The sequence below is a fragment of the Streptomyces alfalfae genome (assembly GCF_004127445.1).
In the GTDB taxonomy this organism is placed as follows: Bacteria; Actinomycetota; Actinomycetes; order Streptomycetales; family Streptomycetaceae; genus Streptomyces; species Streptomyces alfalfae.
Map to the genome: position 1 here is coordinate 525,782 of NZ_QEXM01000025.1, position 17,923 is coordinate 543,704.

Annotated in this window: 11 protein-coding genes, 2 tRNA genes and 1 riboswitch; of the genes, 7 read left to right on the forward strand and 6 right to left on the reverse strand. The window is 73.5% G+C overall.

Annotation, left to right across the window (positions count from 1 at the left end):
- The first annotated feature begins 88 nt into the window (after window positions 1-88).
- The 3 genes from DCW30_RS11970 (at window position 89) to DCW30_RS11980 (ending at window position 2,964) form a co-directional block, all read left to right on the forward strand.
- Entirely contained in the window at window positions 89-2,410 is a 2,322-nt protein-coding gene (locus tag DCW30_RS11970; protein ID WP_076685441.1) for a DEAD/DEAH box helicase, read from the forward strand.
- Between the two features lie 140 nt (window positions 2,411-2,550).
- The gene (locus tag DCW30_RS11975) at window positions 2,551-2,757 is read left to right on the forward strand and encodes a LamG domain-containing protein (protein WP_123985612.1); all 207 of its coding nucleotides are present in this window, start codon (window positions 2,551-2,553) and stop codon (window positions 2,755-2,757) included.
- Between the two features lie 134 nt (window positions 2,758-2,891).
- Window positions 2,892-2,964: transfer RNA gene (locus DCW30_RS11980), tRNA-Lys, on the forward strand.
- 687 nt (window positions 2,965-3,651) lie between these two features.
- Here DCW30_RS11980 and DCW30_RS11985 read toward each other — a convergent pair.
- A complete protein-coding gene (locus DCW30_RS11985; protein WP_076685444.1) occupies window positions 3,652-4,134 on the reverse strand; it encodes a hypothetical protein in 483 nt (160 codons plus the stop codon).
- A gap of 145 nt (window positions 4,135-4,279) precedes the next feature.
- A complete protein-coding gene (locus tag DCW30_RS11990; RefSeq protein ID WP_335755782.1) occupies window positions 4,280-5,500 on the reverse strand; it encodes a helix-turn-helix domain-containing protein in 1,221 nt (406 codons plus the stop codon).
- A 639-nt stretch (window positions 5,501-6,139) separates the two neighbouring features.
- On the opposite strand from DCW30_RS11990, the gene DCW30_RS12000 reads away from it, so the two are divergent.
- The 3 genes from DCW30_RS12000 to DCW30_RS12010 all read left to right on the forward strand — a co-directional run bounded on the left by DCW30_RS12000 (window position 6,140) and on the right by DCW30_RS12010 (window position 9,136).
- Window positions 6,140-6,213, forward strand: a tRNA-Met gene (locus DCW30_RS12000).
- A 218-nt stretch (window positions 6,214-6,431) separates the two neighbouring features.
- On the forward strand, window positions 6,432-7,661 hold the full coding sequence (locus tag DCW30_RS12005; protein WP_079250065.1) for a PP2C family protein-serine/threonine phosphatase: 1,230 nt from the start codon (window positions 6,432-6,434) through the stop codon (window positions 7,659-7,661).
- A gap of 236 nt (window positions 7,662-7,897) precedes the next feature.
- Window positions 7,898-8,045, forward strand: a riboswitch (cyclic di-AMP (ydaO/yuaA leader).
- Window positions 8,046-8,056: 11 nt separating this feature from the next.
- Entirely contained in the window at window positions 8,057-9,136 is a 1,080-nt protein-coding gene (locus DCW30_RS12010) for a M23 family metallopeptidase (protein WP_076685446.1), read from the forward strand.
- 115 nt (window positions 9,137-9,251) lie between these two features.
- On the opposite strand, the gene DCW30_RS12015 is transcribed toward DCW30_RS12010, so the two are convergent.
- From DCW30_RS12015 to DCW30_RS12030, 4 genes are all read right to left on the reverse strand, one after another.
- A complete protein-coding gene (locus tag DCW30_RS12015) occupies window positions 9,252-10,673 on the reverse strand; it encodes a PrsW family intramembrane metalloprotease (RefSeq protein WP_076685447.1) in 1,422 nt (473 codons plus the stop codon).
- Between the two features lie 72 nt (window positions 10,674-10,745).
- Window positions 10,746-11,741: a tRNA (guanosine(46)-N7)-methyltransferase TrmB gene (gene trmB, locus DCW30_RS12020; RefSeq protein ID WP_076685448.1), complete on the reverse strand. Its 996-nt coding sequence runs from the start codon at window positions 11,739-11,741 to the stop codon at window positions 10,746-10,748.
- A 202-nt stretch (window positions 11,742-11,943) separates the two neighbouring features.
- Window positions 11,944-13,164: an L-2-hydroxyglutarate oxidase gene (gene lhgO, locus DCW30_RS12025; RefSeq protein ID WP_062782537.1), complete on the reverse strand. Its 1,221-nt coding sequence runs from the start codon at window positions 13,162-13,164 to the stop codon at window positions 11,944-11,946.
- Window positions 13,165-13,487: 323 nt separating this feature from the next.
- Window positions 13,488-14,936, reverse strand: coding sequence for an NsdA family TPR-like regulatory protein (locus tag DCW30_RS12030; RefSeq protein ID WP_076685449.1), 1,449 nt, complete (start codon window positions 14,934-14,936; stop codon window positions 13,488-13,490).
- Window positions 14,937-15,740: 804 nt separating this feature from the next.
- Here DCW30_RS12030 and DCW30_RS12035 point away from each other — a divergent pair.
- On the forward strand, window positions 15,741-17,825 hold the full coding sequence (locus tag DCW30_RS12035) for an asparagine synthase-related protein (protein ID WP_076685450.1): 2,085 nt from the start codon (window positions 15,741-15,743) through the stop codon (window positions 17,823-17,825).
- Window positions 17,826-17,923: the final 98 nt, after the last annotated feature.

Genomic DNA, 17,923 nt, shown 5'->3' on the forward strand with positions numbered 1-17,923 from the left:
GCCGTGGCTGACCGCATAGAGGCGGTCCATTGCGAAATCACGGAGTTGACGGGCGCGTGCCGAGACTCCGGAAGGTTTCGCATTTCGCATGTCCATTTTCAGTTCTGACCACGCCGTCCTGCCCGAGAACGAGACCGTCGTGACCGACGAGGCCGTAGTGGCCGCCGCCGAGATCGTCGAGTCCGCCGAGGCCCAGGGCGTCACCGAGGTCACCCCCGACGCCGACACGACCGCTGCCGACGCCACCTCCGCCGAGGCGGACGCGAGCGCCGCCGACGCGACTGCCTCCGACGAGGCCGACGCCTCCGACGCCGAGCCCGAGCTCACCTTCGGCGACCTCGGTCTGCCCGAGGGCATCGTCCGCAAGCTGGCGCAGAACGGCGTCACCGCCCCCTTCCCGATCCAGGCCGCGACCATCCCGGACGCCCTGGCCGGCAAGGACATCCTCGGCCGTGGCCGCACCGGCTCCGGCAAGACCCTCTCCTTCGGTCTGCCGATGCTGGCGACGCTCGCCGCCGACGGCCGCACCGAGAAGAAGAAGCCCCGCGGCGTCATCCTCACCCCGACCCGTGAGCTCGCGATGCAGGTCGCGGATGCCCTCCAGCCCTACGGCGACGTGCTCGGCCTGAAGATGAAGGTCGTCTGCGGCGGTACGTCGATGGGCAACCAGATCTACGCCCTGGAGCGCGGCGTCGACATCCTCGTCGCCACCCCGGGCCGCCTGCGCGACATCATCAACCGCGGCGCCTGCTCGCTGGAGAACACCCAGATCGCCGTCCTCGACGAGGCCGACCAGATGTCGGACCTGGGCTTCCTGCCCGAGGTCACCGAGCTGCTCGACCAGGTGCCGTCCGGCGGCCAGCGCATGCTGTTCTCGGCCACGATGGAGAACGAGATCTCCACGCTGGTCAAGCGCTACCTGAACAACCCGGTGACGCACGAGGTCGACAGCGCCCAGGGCAACGTCACGACCATGACGCACCACATCCTCATCGTGAAGCCCCGCGACAAGGCGCCCGTCACGGCCGCCATCGCCGCGCGCAAGGGCCGCACGATCATCTTCGTCCGCACCCAGCTGGGCGCCGACCGCATCGCCGAGCAGCTCTGCGACGCCGGTGTGAAGGCCGACGCCCTGCACGGCGGCATGACGCAGGGCGCCCGCACCCGCGTCCTCGAGGACTTCAAGAAGGGCTACGTCAACGCCCTCGTCGCCACGGACGTCGCCGCGCGCGGCATCCACGTCGACGGCATCGACCTGGTCCTGAACGTGGACCCGGCCGGCGACCACAAGGACTACCTGCACCGCTCGGGCCGCACCGCGCGTGCCGGCCGCTCCGGCACGGTCGTCTCCCTGTCGCTGCCGCACCAGCGCCGCCAGATCTTCCGCCTGATGGAGGACGCGGGCGTCGACGCCACGCGCCACATCATCAACGGCGGCGGCACCTTCGACCCGGAGGTCGCCGAGATCACCGGCGCCCGCTCCATGACCGAGGTGCAGGCCGACTCCGCGGGCAACGCCGCGACCCAGGCCGAGCGCGAGGTCAAGGACCTCACCAAGGAGCTGGAGCGCGCGACGCGCCGCGCCGCCGAGCTGCGCGAGGAGGCCGACCGCCTCACCGCGCGTGCCGCCCGTGAGCGCGGCGAGGACCCGGAGACCGCGGTCGCCGAGGCCGCTGCCGCCGCCCAGGCGGTCGTCGAGGCCGCCGTGTCGGTGCCCGAGCAGGCCGCCGACGAGCGCCCGGTCCGCGAGGAGCGCTCCTCCTCGTACGACAACCGCCGTCCGCAGCGTGACGAGCGCGGCAACTACGAGCGGGACCGCCGCGGCGACCGTGGCGGCTTCAACCGCGACGACCGCGGTGACCGCGGTGGCTTCAACCGCGACCGCCGCGAGGGTGGCTTCCGCCGGGACGACAACCGCGGTGGCGACCGTCCGTTCAACCGTGACCGCCGTGACGACCGCGGTGGCGACCGTGGCGGCCGTTCCTTCGAGCGCCGTGACGACAACCGCGGTGGCGGCTTCAACCGTGACCGCCGTGACGACCGCGGCGGTGACCGTGGCGGCCGTTCCTTCGAGCGCCGTGACGACAACCGCGGCGGTGGCTTCAACCGCGACCGCCGCGAGGGTGGCTTCCGCCGGGACGACAACCGCGGTGGCGACCGTCCGTTCAACCGCGACCGCCGTGACGACACCCGCGGTGGCGGCTTCCGCCGCGACGACCGCCCCTCCGGCGGCCACCGTGGCAGCGACCGTCCCTTCAACCGTGACCGCCGCGACGACCGCCCCTCGGGCGGCTTCCGCTCCGGCGGCCACGACCGCCCGGCGCACAACCGCCGCGACGACCGCTCCGGCTCGGCCACGGGTTCGTTCGGCCGCCGCGACGACAAGCCGCGCTGGAAGCGCAACGGCTGATCGGTAGCAGTCTCCGCCTGACCGAAGGGCCCGTACGACACTCCTGTCGTGCGGGCCCTTCGGCGTGCTCGGAGCGTGGTGATCGCGCTTCGCGTACCGATGTCAGCACGCACTGTTGCCTTCGAGGCCGTTGGGATCGAGTGTCCGGTGGGGAGCCGGGCCGCGGCACGGTGGCGGCGCGGGCGCCGTACCCCCACGCGTGGCGGGCCACGGGCGGCCTCCAGGCCGGCCGCGCCCAGTCGGCGGACGGCTGGGGCGAGCACCTGCGCGGGGCCGTGGACGACGTGCACGCCTTCACGGGTGCGCTGACCGAGCAAGAGGTGGCCCTGTTGCGCGCGGCCGTCTGACGCGGTGGCGGCGGCCGTGCCGTGCCCCCCACGAGCATCCGGAATCTCTTACTCCGTAACTGATTCGGCTTCCGGCGGTGATACCCGATCGGATGGCGGCGCCCGTCCCGCTATGCTCGGGGGTGCACCGACGCGGACCGTTAGCTCAATTGGCAGAGCAGTGGACTTTTAATCCATTGGTTGTGGGTTCGAGTCCCACACGGTCTACCGCTCGGCCCCTGGTCAGACATCGTCTGGCCGGGGGCCGTCTGCTTTTTCGGGGGGTTGGAGGACGAGGTACGGGCGGCCACCCAAGGGGGGTGGCCGCCCGTACCTCGTCCTCCACGTCCTCTCCGGGCCGGGGGACATGCCCGGCCGGGGGCCTGGCCTTCCGCCCGTCCCCGGAGCATCGGGGTACGGGGCGCCGCGGAAGGGGTGGGCGGCCCGCGGTGCGTTCCGGGGCACGGGCAGTCACGCTCACGGCTGGCGAGGAGCTGCACGCCGTCGACCGTGATCACGGTGGTGAGGTCGCAGTCGTGCCGCTCCGCGGTGTCGCCGTCCAGGAGGGCGTTCAGGCATGGCGGGCACGGCACCGTTGAGGGCATCTGCGGGCAGCGGGGTGAGTGCGCCATCCCGGGGCCCTGCTGGTTGACGGTCTCGCCGTCGCGGAGGGTCTGGCTGCATCCGTCGCACCAGGCCGGGAACCCGAAGGCGCGGGCCACGTAGGAGAAGGTCATGGCCGCATCTGTCCGATCACGGGCTCGGGCGGGCGCAGCAGCGTCTGCACCGCCCGGAAGGCCCGGCGGATGCGTGCGCCCTCCTCGCAGTCTCTGGCCGGGCAGTCGGGACAGGTGAGGAGATGCCCGCGGAGGCGACTGGCGAGCTGGGCCGAGCACTCCTCGCCGGTGAACGGCATCACTGCTCGACCTCCGTACTGGCGTGCCATCCGGCGAGGACCAGGGCTGTGAGGGGCACCAGCGGGCACAGGGTGCCGTCGGCCTGTGGCGGCACCACCCAGTGTGTTCCTGGGGGTTGTGTCCGCTCCGGCCGCGGTACCCCCAGGTAGGTGCCCGCTCCCAGCCAAGCCGCCTTGTCGGCGTGTGGCCAGCGGCATGCCGCGCGGGGCCGGGCCAGGGCGTAGTAGACGCCGCCCATGGTCCGGCCGTCGTGGATGACCGGGCCCCTGAGTCGGCGGGCGAGATATTCGGCGACCTCCCTGGGGGCGGCTGTGCCGAGGGCGGCGTGGACGATCGCCTCGGGGATGCGGACGGCGTCGAAGCGGGCGCCGAGGGGGAGCACCGCCACACCGCGGGCGCGCCACTCGCCCCAGGCGTGACCCGGCTCGTCCTGCGCGTGCGCCAGCCACTCCGCTACCGCCGTACTCGTCTGGGTGCTCATGGCGCCTCCGTCCGCACGTGCGGCGTCGGCTTTCGCCCGGCGGGGGTGAGCCGACGCCGCGTCATGCAGATCACGCTATGGAGCCGCGCGACCAGTGCCCAGTGACGGGCCGTCCCAGTCTTGGGATCAGGTAGGACACAGTGCCCTACCGCAGCAGGCCGAGCCTGTCTGCCAGGGCGTTCACGGGCGCATCACGCCGAGCGGCCCGGCCTCGCAGTTCCTCGACCAAGCGGCGTGAGGTCGAGTGGTAGCGCATCCATTCCGGAGCGTCCTCCTCGGCCGTGAGCAGAGCACCGACGGCCTGACTGTCCTTCTCCATGTCGTTGAAGGCCAGTGCGCGATCGACATGGAAACGGGCGCGCCAGGTTGGCGGCAACGAGGTGAGATGGCGGACGCTCCGCGCGGCTCGGACGGCGTCGTCGGAGTGCTCCATCTCGACCAGGAAGTTCACGCGCGCTACGCCCGTGTTGGTCGGACCGAACGGTGTTGCGTGCAGCAGAAGATCCTGATCCATCGTCTCGGCGGCACCCTTCGCCATCCGCAGCAAGTCGAGCACCTGGGCGTGCTTTTTCTGCCGCACGGCAGCAGTGGCCGCGCGCAGCAGCAGGATTCCCCAGAGGGCCAATTCCTGTGGAGTGCTGTTGAATCCCGGTTCGATTGCCGCGGCCCGCGTCATCGCCACGCGCTCCGCGTCGGCGAGGCGGCCCTGCTTGGTCAGGACGTAGGAGAGGGTGGAGGCCGCCATCGTCTCCAGGCCAGGGTCATCACAGCCCTGGACGGCGAGCATCGAGCGCTCCATCGCGGTGAACGCCGCATCCTCCTTGCCCAGGCCGGTCAGTGTGACTGACGCCACCTGATAGGCGAGGGCGAGTACCGAATTGGCGGCTGCCTTCTCGCTGCCGGTGGAGGAATGCACGACGGCGCGGGCGTCCTGGATCAGTGGCGGCAGCAGTACGCCGATCTCGGCCATGCGCCCCTCTCGGCGGATCACCTCTGTGGACCGGAGCGATTCCTGGAGCTCATGGATGCTGGGCGGGTCCTCTGGATCGGGTTCCCCGCCCAATAGATCAGCCACCGGCGAGATCGCCTGTCGGAGAGCGAGGACCGAGGGGGATTCATCCTCGGAACCGTCGTGGATCTCGTACGTGCCGGGCTGCCCGAGGAGGTAGCTGGGTTCGGTATCCAGCGCGCGGGCGATGGCGTTGATGGTGGTTAGTCGGGCGGTCTTTCTGCGCCCTTGCTCCAGCTTGCGGACGACGTCCACGGAGATCTCCGCGCACTCTGCAAGCTCCTCTTGCGTAAGGCTTCGCCTGTACCTCAGTGTCGCGATGCGCTCGCCCATGCCTGAACCCATAGGTGTGTTCATTGCTACCCCCGCCAGAAGGTGTTCCTTTCACGCTACTCCTGACGGATGGACCCCCGACATGGGAAAGCGCCCCCTTGCACCCGAAGGCGGAAGGGGTCCGTGTCAGTACTGGCGTCGCGTGGGATCGAGGGCGGCCTGCGGTGTGGGCTCGCCGCCAGGCTCAGGCTGTGGCGCTCCGTCCCGGCGGCGGGCCAGGGCGTCCGGGGCGCCGAGTGGCGGTTGGAGCGAGTAGCCGTCCGGGCAGACCTGACCGTCCTTCCCGTCCGCGCCGGCAGGGCCTGGCTCGCCGAGCGGGGCCGAGCTGCTGGATGTCCTCGCGGACGTCGGCGAAGCGGTCCTCGGACCTGCGGTCCACCTCACCGAGGGTCGGCTCGTCGGTCACCGCTCGACTCCTGCTGGTAGATGCTCGTCGGGCACCGTGGCGTGTCTGGTGGGCGGCGGTCTCGATGAGGCCGGGACCGGCCGGGCCGCTGCTGGTGACGATCGCGGTGAGCACGGCGGTGAGCACGGCGGCGACCAGGCCCGGGTCAGGATGGTTCCGACCGGGGCCTGTGGTGGGTCGGCGTGGTGCGGCGCGCGCCGGGGCGGGGCAAGTGGTTCGACGCACCCCTTCGGATGGCGTAGAGTTGTGTTTACCGACGCGGGGTGGAGCAGCTCGGTAGCTCGCTGGGCTCATAACCCAGAGGTCGCAGGTTCAAATCCTGTCCCCGCTACTGAAGGCTCAGGGCCGGGAAGCATCAGCTTCCCGGCCCTGAGTGTTTTCCGGGGCCCGCCCGCTCGCCCGGCCCGCGTCCGGCCGGCCGTCGACCCGCCCTCGCATGGGGCGATCACGTGACCCGTTCGGCCCACACGGGTCGCATCCGCACCGAGCTGCGGGAAGCCTGGGCAGGTGCAGCGCGGTGATGGGCGCGGATTCGGCGGGAGACGAGCGGTGGGGCAGCGAGGAGGGGCCGACGGGCCCGGCCGTGGGGGCCGTCGGCCCGGCCCGCGGCTGAACGGCAGCAGGGCCACCCTCCGCGAGTGGGCCTTCGTCCGCACCCTGCCCTTCCTGCTGCTCATCGTCGGCATCGTGTACGACGTCTCGACCCCCTCGGAGTTCACCGCGGCCCCCCTCTACACCGCGGCCCCCCTGATCGCCGCCCCCTTCTACTCGCTGCTCAACACCGTCCTGACCGGCGCCGCCGCCTCCGCCGCCGTCCTCCTGCTGCACTACCGCCACTCCTCGACCGGCCACGTCGAATCCGTGACCGAGCTGCTCACCGTGGTGACCGTCGCCGTCTTCGCCGTCGTCATCAACCGCGTCGTGCGCCGCGGCAACGACCGGCTCGCGACCGCCCGCTCCATCGCCGAGGCCGCCCAGCGCGCGGTCCTGCCGGAGCCGGACGCCCGCATCGGCGGGCTCGACATCGCGGCGCGGTACGAGGCGGCGCAGGCGGACGCGTTCATCGGCGGCGACCTCTACGCCGTGCAGGACACCCCGCACGGCGTGCGGCTTATCGTGGGAGACGTGCGCGGCAAGGGCATGGGCGCCGTCGCGGCCGTCGCCGTCGTCATCGGGGCGTTCCGCGAGGCCGCCGAGCAGGAGACCACCCTGGAGGCGGTGGCGCAGCGCCTGGAGCGGGCGCTCGCCCGGGAGGGGACCCGGCGGGACGGGCTCGACGCCTTCGAAGGGTTCACCACGGCGGTCCTCGCGGAGATCGGGCACGGCGACGGCCGCGTGCGCCTGATCAACCGGGGCCACCCGGAGCCGCTGCTGCTGCGCGGGGACGGGCGGTTGTGCGTGCTGTCCCCGACCGAGCCGGCGCTGCCGCTCGGCATGGGCTCCCTGGGGGCCTGGCCGGACCGGGCGGACGAGACGGAGTTCCCGCCGGGCGCGATGCTGCTCCTCTACACGGATGGCCTCTCGGAGGCGCGGAACGAGGCCGGGGAGTTCTACGACCCCGCCACCCGGCTCGGCGGGCGGATCTTCCCGGGCCGCAGGGGGCCGCAGGCGCTGCTCGCCACGCTCACGCAGGAGGTGCGGTGGCACACCGGGGGCGGTGCGACGGACGACCTGGCCATGCTCGCGGTGCGACGGCCCGCGGCGGGAGACCCCGACACGGGTCCGGGGACCGCCGCGGAGATCTACCCGGAGACCGGGCGCGACCGTCACGCCGAGTGACGGAACTGCGCCCCTCCGCATAACGACTGACGTACTGTCAAGTGGAGGCGGGGCCCCCGTGTGCGCCGCCTGCCGGTCAACTCGCCCCGTATGCTGCCCCCGTGTCCCCATACGTGCGGCCGGTCCATACCCCGGGAGCCTTAAGAATCACCAGGAACAGCTTGGAATACGGGCCCGCTGTCTATTAACGTTCGATAACGCAGCGCGGTCGTCCCAGCCGTCACTAGAGGCGGCTCCGTGCGCACACGCCTAATCCCGCAAGGGAGCCGGGGAACCACCAACTTGGGGTGAATCGGGCATCTGTGCATCCGTGCCAGGTGTTCGTAGGAGACCTTCCTGCTCCGAACCCGTCAGCTAACCCGGTAGGCGAGAAGGAAGGAAAGGAGTGCGCCCCAGTGGCGTCCAACCGGCCTGCCCCAGAAGCCGCGTACATTCCGAACGACCCTGATTTCGGCGGGTACGACGAGCAGACCTGGGAGGAGTGGAATCCCACCGAGGAGTCCGTCCGTCCCGTCCGCGGCAGGCACCGTGTGCACAAGAAGGGCGGCGGCGGCCTCGCCCGCAGCTCCACCGTCCTGGGCGTCGGCGTCATCGCCGCCGTCGGCGCGGGCGGCATCGCCACCGCGCAGGACGGCAAGCCGCCGGTCTCCATATCGATGCCCGACCTGGGCGCCGTCGCCGACTCGCTGCCGGAGGCCGAGTCCCTCCCCGGCGTCGGCTCGCTGATCTCCGACGACTCCGCCGGCTCCGGCGCCGGGACGGACGCCGTCACCGCCGCGGCCCCGCTCACGGCCGCCGGCGTCAGCTCCGCCGACGCCCGGCAGGGCACCACCGACGCGGGTGAGGCGCTGCGCAGCCGCATCATGCAGCAGGCCGAGAACCAGCAGAGCCAGGCCGACGACGCGGTGCGGACCGCGGCCGAGGAGGCCGCCGCCAAGAAGGCCGCCGAGGAAGCCGCCGCCCAGCAGAGGGAAGCCGAGCGCGAGGCCGACGCCAAGGCCGCAGCGAAGAAGAAGAAGGAGGAGGAGGCCCGCAAGGCCAAGGCCGAGGCCGAGCGCCGGGCCAAGCTCGCCAAGAGCTTCGCGATCCCCACCTCCTCGTACACCCTGACCTCGCACTTCGGTGACGCCGGTTCCATGTGGTCCTCCGGGCACCACACCGGCCTCGACTTCGCCGCGCCGACGGGGACCCCGCTCAAGGCCGTGCACACCGGCACCGTCAAGGAGGCCGGCTGGGCCGGGGCCTACGGCTACCGCACGGTCCTGGAGCTCGAAGACGGCACCGAGGTCTGGTACTGCCACCAGTCCTCGATGAGCGTCAGCGCCGGGCAGAAGGTCAGCACGGGCGACGTCATCGGCCGCGTCGGCGCCACGGGCAACGTGACCGGACCGCACCTCCACATGGAGGTCCACACCGCGGGCGGCGCCAACATCGACCCGCTCGCCTGGCTGCAGGGCAAGGGCCTCAACCCCTGAGAGGCCGCGCCGACGCCCGGGTGACACCCCGGGTGCACGGAACTCCGGCGGTCCTGGCGCCAACCCCCCGACGTCAGGGCCGCCGGTCCGTCGCCGCCGGCTGAGGGCTGCCGGGTCAGGTGCGGTACGGGTTGTACGCCTGTGCCGCCGGGTACGGCTGTGTCACCGGATATGCCTGGGGCTGCTGTCCGTACGGGACGGCCGCGTACGTGGGCTGGGCGTGGCCGGGGCCAGGACCGGGGCCGGGGCCGTAAGGCGTCGGGGCCTGGTAGCCGTACGGCGGGCGTCCGTACATCGTGTACGGGAGGGCCGGCGGGACCGGCGCCGTCGCGCGCGCCGCGTAGGCGAGCGCGGGGCGGGCGGGTTCGCGGCGCTCCCAGAGCCGGTGGAGCAGTTCCCGCTCGCGGGCGACGAAGTCGGCGCCCGCCCGGCCCTTGCGGCCCCGGTGGCGCAGGAACGCCAGGGACGTCGCGTGCGTCTCGTACTCCGCGACCGTGCGGGCCGCGGCCTTGCCCCAGGTGTACGAGGCGTAGTCGCGGGCCAGCGCGCGGGCGCGCATCGAGCCGAGCGCGTACGGCTCGGGCGGGGTGAGCCAGCCCGCCGCCGCGTAGACGGGCAGTTCCGCGCTGATCATGCGCAGTTCGCGCTGCCGGGTCCAGATGGCCAGCCAGGTCAGCAGGCCGAAGCAGGGCAGCATGAAGAGCGCGTACACGGTGAAGAAGCCGTACTGGCCGAAGACCGCCGAGCCGTTCCACAGCGCGTGCACGCCCATCGCGAGCAGCAGCCCGGTGAGCGGGAGCAGGACGCGGCGCACGCGCAGGCGCGGCGCGGAGTACGCCGCGATGCCGAAGCCGATGCCGGTCAGGACCGTGAACAGGGGGTGCGCGAAGGGTGACATCACCACGCGGACGAAGAAGGTCGCCGCCGTCACGGACGCCAGGCCGCTGTCCTGGCTGAGCTGGTCGGTGACGAAGGCGTTGCCGAGGTAGAGGATGTTCTCGGTGAACGCGAAGCCGGTCGCGGTCACCCCGGCTGTCACCACGCCGTCGACGACGCCGGTGAAGTCGCGTCTGCGGAACAGGAAGACGAGCAGGACCGCCGCGGCCTTCGCCGACTCCTCGACGACCGGTGCGATGACGGTCGCGCCGAGGGTGTCCGCGCTGGTGGGGTCGGCGGTGGCGGTGGCTATCCAGCGGATCGCGAAGCTGTTGGCGACGATCGCGATGAGCGCGGCGGCGCAGGCACCCCAGGCGAAGGAGAACAGCAGGTTCCGCCAGGGGGCGGGGGCCACCCGGTCCAGCCAGCGGAACGCGGCGACGAGCAGCGGCACGGGCACGGTCGCCAGGCCGAGCCCCACGAGGAAGCCCTCCGTGCCGGTCTGCTCCCTGACCAGGGCCAGGATCACCAGCCCCGAGAGGGCGAGCAGGATGACGAGCCCGGCGGCGCGTATCGCCCGCCGCTGCCACCAGCGGACGCGGCGGAGCTCCCCCGGGGCGGGCGCCTCGGGGGGTATCGGATACGCAGAGGTGGTGGCCACTCGTTGACCCTAACGAGGGACAACGGGTGGCCGCGACGGTGCATCGGGTTCCGGCGCGTGCGGAAGGCGGGGTCAGGCCTCCGGGGCGGTGGCTCCGGAGTGGGCGTCGGTGGCTCCGGGGCGGGTGACCCGGCGGAACAGCAGGTCGTGCACGACGTGGCCCTTCCGCAGTCCCTGGCCCTCGAAGCGGGTGTGGGGGCGGAAGTCGGGGCGGGGGGCGTAGCCGCCGTCGGGCTGTGTGTTCTCGAAGTCGGGGTGCGCGGTGAGCACCTCCAGCATCTGCTCCGCGTACGGCTCCCAGTCGGTCGCGCAGTGCAGGATCGCGCCCGGCTTGAGCGAGGGCGCGGCCAGCGTGAGGAAATCCGGCTGGATCAGGCGCCGCTTGTGGTGGCGGGGCTTGGGCCAGGGGTCGGGGAAGTAGACGCGGAGCCCGTCGAGGGAGGAGGGCGGCAGCATCTCGCGGAGCAGGATGATCGCGTCGCCGTTGGCCACGCGGACGTTGGTCAGGCCGTTGCGCTCGGCGAGCCCGAGGAGGTTGCCCTGGCCGGGGGTGTGCACGTCCACGGCGAGGATGCCGGTGTCCGGGTCGGCGGCGGCCATCCGCGCGGTGGCTTCGCCCATGCCGAAGCCGATCTCCAGGACGACGGGCTTGTCGGACCGCTTCTGCCCGTCCCCGAACAGCTCGCCGAGGTCGAGCGTGCGCAGCCCGTCGATGTCCAGGCCCCAGACGGGCCAGAGCCGCCGCAGGGCGTCGCCCTGGCTGGTGGTCACCCGGCTGCGACGCGGCTGGAAGCTACGGATCCGCCGCTCGTGGTGCGACCCCGCGGGGTCGGGCGACGGCCCGCCGGGGAAGCGGGGGGCCGCTTGCGGCCTGGACGCCCGCGGACCGCCCGCGGCCCGGCCGGACTCGGCGGCTTCGCTCGACCGGGCAGCCTCGGCGGCCCGGTCCGGCTCGGCGGCTGCTCGGGCGCCGGCGGCCTCAAAGGCGCGGGCGGCTTCGGCCGGCTCGGCGGCCCGGGAGGCTTCGCGGAGGCCGGTGGCTTCGGGGGTGTGGGGTGACTCAGACACAGTGCGTCAATTTTACGGGGATGCCGGACCCGGCAGTGCGGTCAGCGCGACGAGGCCCCACCACCCCGGCAGCCGTGCGGCCCACCCGCACTCCACACCGGCAGCGCAACGCCACCCGCGCCCGGTGCCCGAAGGCCGCGCCGCCCGGCGGTGACACGTCGGCCGGAAGCTCCAGCGGTCGGGGCCTCGGCGCCCGTGCCGCTCAGGCGTCCCCGTCCCGCAGCGCGGCCAGCGCCCGGTGGGCGACCTCGCGGCCGATGGGGAGGGAAGCCGTGGCGGCGGGGGAGGGAGCGTTCAGGACGTGGACCGTGCGGGCGGCCTCCCGTATCAGGAAGTCGTCGACCAGCGTGCCGTCCCGCAGGACCGCCTGGGCGCGGACCCCGGCCGGGGCGGGCGCCAGGTCCTCGGGCCTGACGGCGGGCAGCAGCCTGCGGACCGCTTCGGTGAAGGCCGCCTTGGAGGCGGAGCGGCGCAGCTCACCCGCTCCGTACCGCCAGTGGCGGCGGGCTATGTGCCAGGAACCCGGCCAGCCGAGGGTGCCGGCGAGCTCACGGGGACGGACGACCGACCAGTCATAGCCCTCGCGGGCCAGCGCGGGCACCGCGTTGGGACCGACGTGGACGCCGCCGTCGATGCCCCGGGTGAGGTGGACGCCGAGGAAGGGGAAGGCCGGGTCGGGCACGGGATAGACGAGGCCGCGCACCAGCTCGGGGCGGGCCAGTTCGAAGTACTCCCCGCGGAAGGGCACGATCCGCATGTCCGGGTCGTCGCCCGTGAGCCGCGCGATCTCGTCGCAGTGCAGCCCCGCGCAGTTCACCAGGACCTTGCCGCGCACCACGGCTCCGTCCGCCGTGCGCACGGCGACGCCGAGGTCGGGGCGGCGGTCGACGCGCACGACGTCCCCGGCCGCTCCATAGCGGATCTCGGCGCCCGAGGTCTTCGCCAGGTGCTCCGCCACCGCGCCGTAGTCACAGACGCCGGTCGTGCCGACGTGGATGGCGGCGAGTCCGCGGACCTCCGGCTCGTACTCCGTGATCTGGGCGGGGCCCAGCTCGCGCACCGGAATGCCGTTCTCCCTGCCGCGCTGGACCAGGGCGTGCAGGCGGGGCAGCTCGGCGCGCTCCGTGGCGACGATCAGCTTGCCGGTGACGTCGTGCGGGATGCCGTACTCCGCGCAGAACTTGATCATCTCGGTGGCGCCGCGGACGGCGTACCTCGCCTTGAGCGAGCCGGGGCGGTAGTAGATGCCGCTGTGGATGACGCCGCTGTTGCGGCCCGTCTGGTGGCGGGCCGGGCCCTCTTCCTTCTCCAGGACCGTGACGCCGACGCCGGGGGACGAGCGCGTGAGGGCGTACGCCGTCGCCAGGCCGACGATCCCGCCGCCGATCACCAGCACGTCGCAGTCGTACGCGAGCTTCTTCACCGCGTCTCACCTCCCACCACAGATACTGCCCTGCGCCACTGACATCGCCCCCAAACCTGCGGGGCCGTAATCCTCCATCACAGCTCGGCCTCGCTCGGGTCTCCCCGCGGTGGAGCGGTGTGCGGTGCGGGGCCGTCGACGCTGCCGGGTGAACGGGTGGGTGGGAGGGTTCGCCGTGAAGCGGCGGGGAGGGCACGCGGCCCCCCAGGCGTGAGGCGGCGGCCACCCCCACGCCCGAGGCAACGCGAACAGCACCGACCCACCGGCCGGCCGACCACACTCCGAGGACCACCCCGCACCCCCGCTCAAAGCGCCCCGCCAGGCTACGCCGGGGCCACCAGCAGGGGGCGGGCCCGTTCGCGGAGCTCGACGACGCGGGGCTCGTCGCCGTACGGCTCGAGGCGGTGCAGGAGGTCCTTCACGTACTCCGTGGTCCGCGCGGAGGAGATGCGTCCGGCCACCTCCAACGCGCGCGTGCCCTGCTCGCACGCCGCGTCGAGGTTGCCGGACTCCAGTTCGGCGACCGCCGAGACGACGAGGCGCAGGCCGTGGGAGCGCACGAACTCCTCCGTGGGGCGGGACAGCGCCTGCTCGGTGAAGCGGCGGACCTGCCGGGGCGCCTTCAGGTCGCGGTAGCACTCGGCGGCGTCCGCGGCGAAGCGGTCGTAGGAGTAGAAGCCGAGCCAGGACGGGTCGTTGTCACCGTCGCGGGCCCGTTCGAGCCAGCCCTCGGCGGCCCGCAGCGCCGCCCCCGCGGCCTGCGCGTCGTTGGCACGCGCGTGTGCCCGCGCCTCGACGAGGCGGAAGAAGCTCATGGTGCGGGCCGTGGCGAGCCCGCGGTTGCGCTCCAGGGCGGCCTGCGCGAGGTCGACGCCCTCGTCGCCGAAGCCGCGGTAGGTCGCCTGGAGGGACATGGAGGCCAGCACGTACCCCCCGAGGGGGACGTCGGCGGCGGCGCGGGCGAGCCGCAGCGCCTGGATGTAGTAGCGCTGGGCGGCCTCCTGCTGGCCCGTGTCGAAGGCCATCCACCCGGCGAGGCGGGTCAGCTCGGCGGAGGCTCCGAAGAGGGCTCGCCCGACCTCGTCGGAGTACGACCCGAGGAGGAGGGGCGCGGCCTCGACGCGCAGGCACTCCGGCACCATGGAGGAGCGCCAGTCGCCGCCGCCGTACTTGGAGTCCCAGCGGCGCGCGTCCTCCGCCGCCTCCCGCAGTTTCAGGACATCGCTGTGGCCGACCTTCATCGGCGCGCCGCTGTCGTCGGCCTGTGCCGCGTCGCGCGGCACGTCCTCCGTGGCGTCGCGCGCGACAGAGCTGTCGGCCGGGGTTATGAGCCAGCGGGACGCGGGCGTCGCGTACGCGCTCACGGCGAAGGAGCCGGCCAGGGACTGCCAGATGCCGCCGGCGCCCGCGCGCCGCCCCGCCAGGTCCAGGCGGTACAGCTCGGTGGCGGACTTGACCGCCGCTCCCACGTCACGCGGGAAGGCGAGGCCCACCTCGGGCGCGGGGTCGGCGTCCGCGAGGCCGATCTCGTGCAGCGGCACGGGACGGCCGAGCTTCTGGCCGATGGCCGCCGCGATGAGGTGGGGGGCGGCGCCCTGGGGCACCATGCCCTTGGACACCCAGCGGGCCACCGACGTCTTGTCGTAACGGAGCGTCAACCCGCGTTGAGCCCCTAAGTCGTTCACCCTGCGGGCGAGACCCGCGTTGCTGATTCCCGCGAGGGCGAGAACGGTGCCGAGCTTTTCGTTCGGCCCGCGTTGCTCCCTGGACATGGCCACCCCTCGACACAGACGGCTGCCGGGCGGTGGCTGGACCGCACGGCATTCGTGCTGCGTTCCGGCGGGGGCACGGCACCCGTGGCCGCGACCGCCGTGCGTCGGACATCGGGCCTGGTGGCCCGAGCTCCGGGGGTCGTGGCCGGATCATCGGCCGCATGAGCGTTTGGCCGATCCTCCAGGTATATGCCTCCGCGAAAACATCAGCACACACAGCGTAGTTCGCCGCCTCCCAAGCGTTAAGAGGCCCAGTTCCGGATGGCGGGATTGTTGTACGTGCGAGGGCGCGCGGCCGTTGGGGCGTGCCCCCGGTGTGTGGCCGTGCGCCTGCGTGTGCGCTCTTCTCCGGCCATGGCGGGGACGCTTCGATTGGCGATGCGTGGGTCGGCCCGCTGCGCTGGAGTCAGCGGGCTGGGGGACACCGCCGCCTCCATCCCCGCGGGCGGCGGACCGGTCCGGGAGGTGAACACCGCCTCCCGGGCTGTGTGTTGTCCGCGGGTGGTTCCCCGCTGCGCCCAACCCTGGCCGATTTGGCCGAAAAGCACCCCCAGGACGGATCGGGCATTCCGTCCGTGCGGCAGCCGAGCGCCCGATGTGCCGGACCCCTGGGATAAGAGGATCGAAGCCCAGCGCTGCAACCACCGCCCTCCTGGGGTGCGTTCACCGCCGCACTAGCGGCCCCGCGGGCCCTCTCGCGCGCCCCCTTCGTGGCAGCATGGGACTCCAGTTCTTCGGTGCATTGGCCGGCCGTGCCCCACGGCACGCCGCCGGCAGCCCCGTCCACAGCCTGTGGAGGCAGCGATGCGGTGGTTGGTGGGGTGGAGCAGTACCGCCGCGAGGCCCTCGGTCGTGGGATCGGCCGGAGCCACCGGCGACGACGGTGAGGCTGTGCGCCCCGTCGGCTCCCAGCTCCTGTGGGGCGACCCCGACCCGCTCTGGGCGGTGGGCGACTGGCGGGCCGACGAAGTACGGACGGTGACGGCCGACGAGCAGACCCGCATCGCGGTGCTCGGCACCTGCGGGGCCTCCGACGACGAACTGCGGGCCGGCCTCCTCTCCGCGCGCGGGGGCGCCCTGCGCCACCTGACCGCCTGGTCCGGCAGCTACACGGCGGTCGTCCAGGTCGGCCGCCGCCTCATGGTCGCCGGAGATCTCGCGGGCGCGCGCCCCGTCTTCCACGCCCCCTGGGCCGGCGGCACGGCCTACGCCACCGCCGCGCTCCCCCTGGCCGACCTCATCGAGGCCCACCTGGACATCGGCCACCTCGCGGCGCTGCTCGCCGCCCCCGACGTCCCCGAGGCGCTGCACGACTCGACGCCCTACCAGGGCGTGCGGCGCGTGCCCCCGGGGCATGCGCTCATCCTGCGCGCCGGCGCACGGGAGATCGCCGGGTACGACCCGGTGGCCTCGCTCGCCGTGGCCGCCCCCGCGGCCGACGCGGACAGCGCCGTCGACGGAGTGCGTGACGCCCTGGTGGAAGCGGTGCGCGCCCGCCTCACCGCCCCGCGCCACGTGCCGGGAACGGACATCGACCCGGGCCCGGTGCCCGGCATGGGCCCCGCCGAGCGGCGCGCCGCGCGCGGCATGCCGGTGCCCGGCATCGGGGCCGACCTCTCCGGAGGCCCCGCGTCGGGCACCCTCGCCCTCCTGGCCGCCGGCCTGCCCGGCATGCCCGGAACCGTCCTCGGACACGGCACCGGGGCCGGGGAACGGCTCCTCGCCGTCACCTTCAACGACCTCGCCGTCACCGGCCGCGAGGCCGAGCTCGAACGGGCCGGGGCCATCGCGGCCAACCCGCGCCTGCACCACGTCGTCGTCGCCGCGGGCGAGGACACGCTGCCCTACGCCGACCTGAACGGGCCCCTGACGGACGAACCGAGCGCCACCCTGGTGACGGCCCAGCGGCACCGCGCGCGGCTCTCGTCGGGCAGCGCCGACCACTTCACGGGCTACGGAGCGCGGCAGGTGCTCGACGCCCACCCGGCCCGCCTCGCCGACCTCCTGATGGACCGCAAGCGCCGCCACCTGGTCCGCCCGGTGGCCGCCCTGACCAAGGCCGACGGCTCGGTCCTCGTCCCCGCGCGCGTGTACGGCGCTGCCCGCAAGCTGGCCCGCACACCGCACCGCGCGGGCATCGACTCCCTCGCCGACCGGCTCCTGCACCGGCGCTTCGACGAGCCCGGCGGGGCCGTGGGCGCCTCGCTCGCCGCCCTCACCTGGGCCAGACCCGGCCCCGCCGCGCGCTGGCTGACCGGCGAGGCCCTCGCTGAAGTATCGGTTCGTCTGAACGACACGACCCTGCGCGCGGGCGGCCCGGGCCAGCGCCCCGGCGACTTCCGCGCGCGGGCCGCCCTCGCCCGGCACGCCGCGGAGTTCCGCATCCTCGAACAGGCCGCCGAGGTCCGCTTCCAGCGGCTGCACGCGCCGTTCCTGGACAATCAGGTCGTACGCGCGTGCCGGGCGCTCCCCGAGGCGTTGCGGGTCCAGCCGGGGGCGCGGGCCGCGATCCTGCGCACGGTCCTGGAGGGCGCGGGCGTCGCCGACCTGCCGCCGGGCTGGGGAGCCCCGTCCCACGCCCCGAGCGCGCAAGCCGCCCGCACCGGTCTGCGCGCCGCCGTGGACGACCTGATCGCCCTCTTCGACACCCCGCTGCTCGCCCAGGCGGGCCTGGTCGAGGCCCGCGTCGTCCGCAAGGCCCTGCGCGAGGCCGCCGAGGGGCAGCCGCTCCCGCTGGACGGCCTGGCCGAGCTGGTCTCCACCGAACTCTGGCTGCGGAGGCTCCTGTCGCGGAGAGGGACGTGCTGGACGGGAACTCCGGCACGCCAGCGGGCCGTTCCGACGGGGAGCGTGGTTCCGCGGAGAGGGGCGCTGGGGGCCGGACGGTAGTGGGGCGTGGGGCGGCGGCCCCGGGGCAGCGGCTGCCGGGCGAGGGGCGGAGCCGCCGGGTGGTCGGGTGGTGGCCGTCGGGCGTGGGGCGGAGCCGC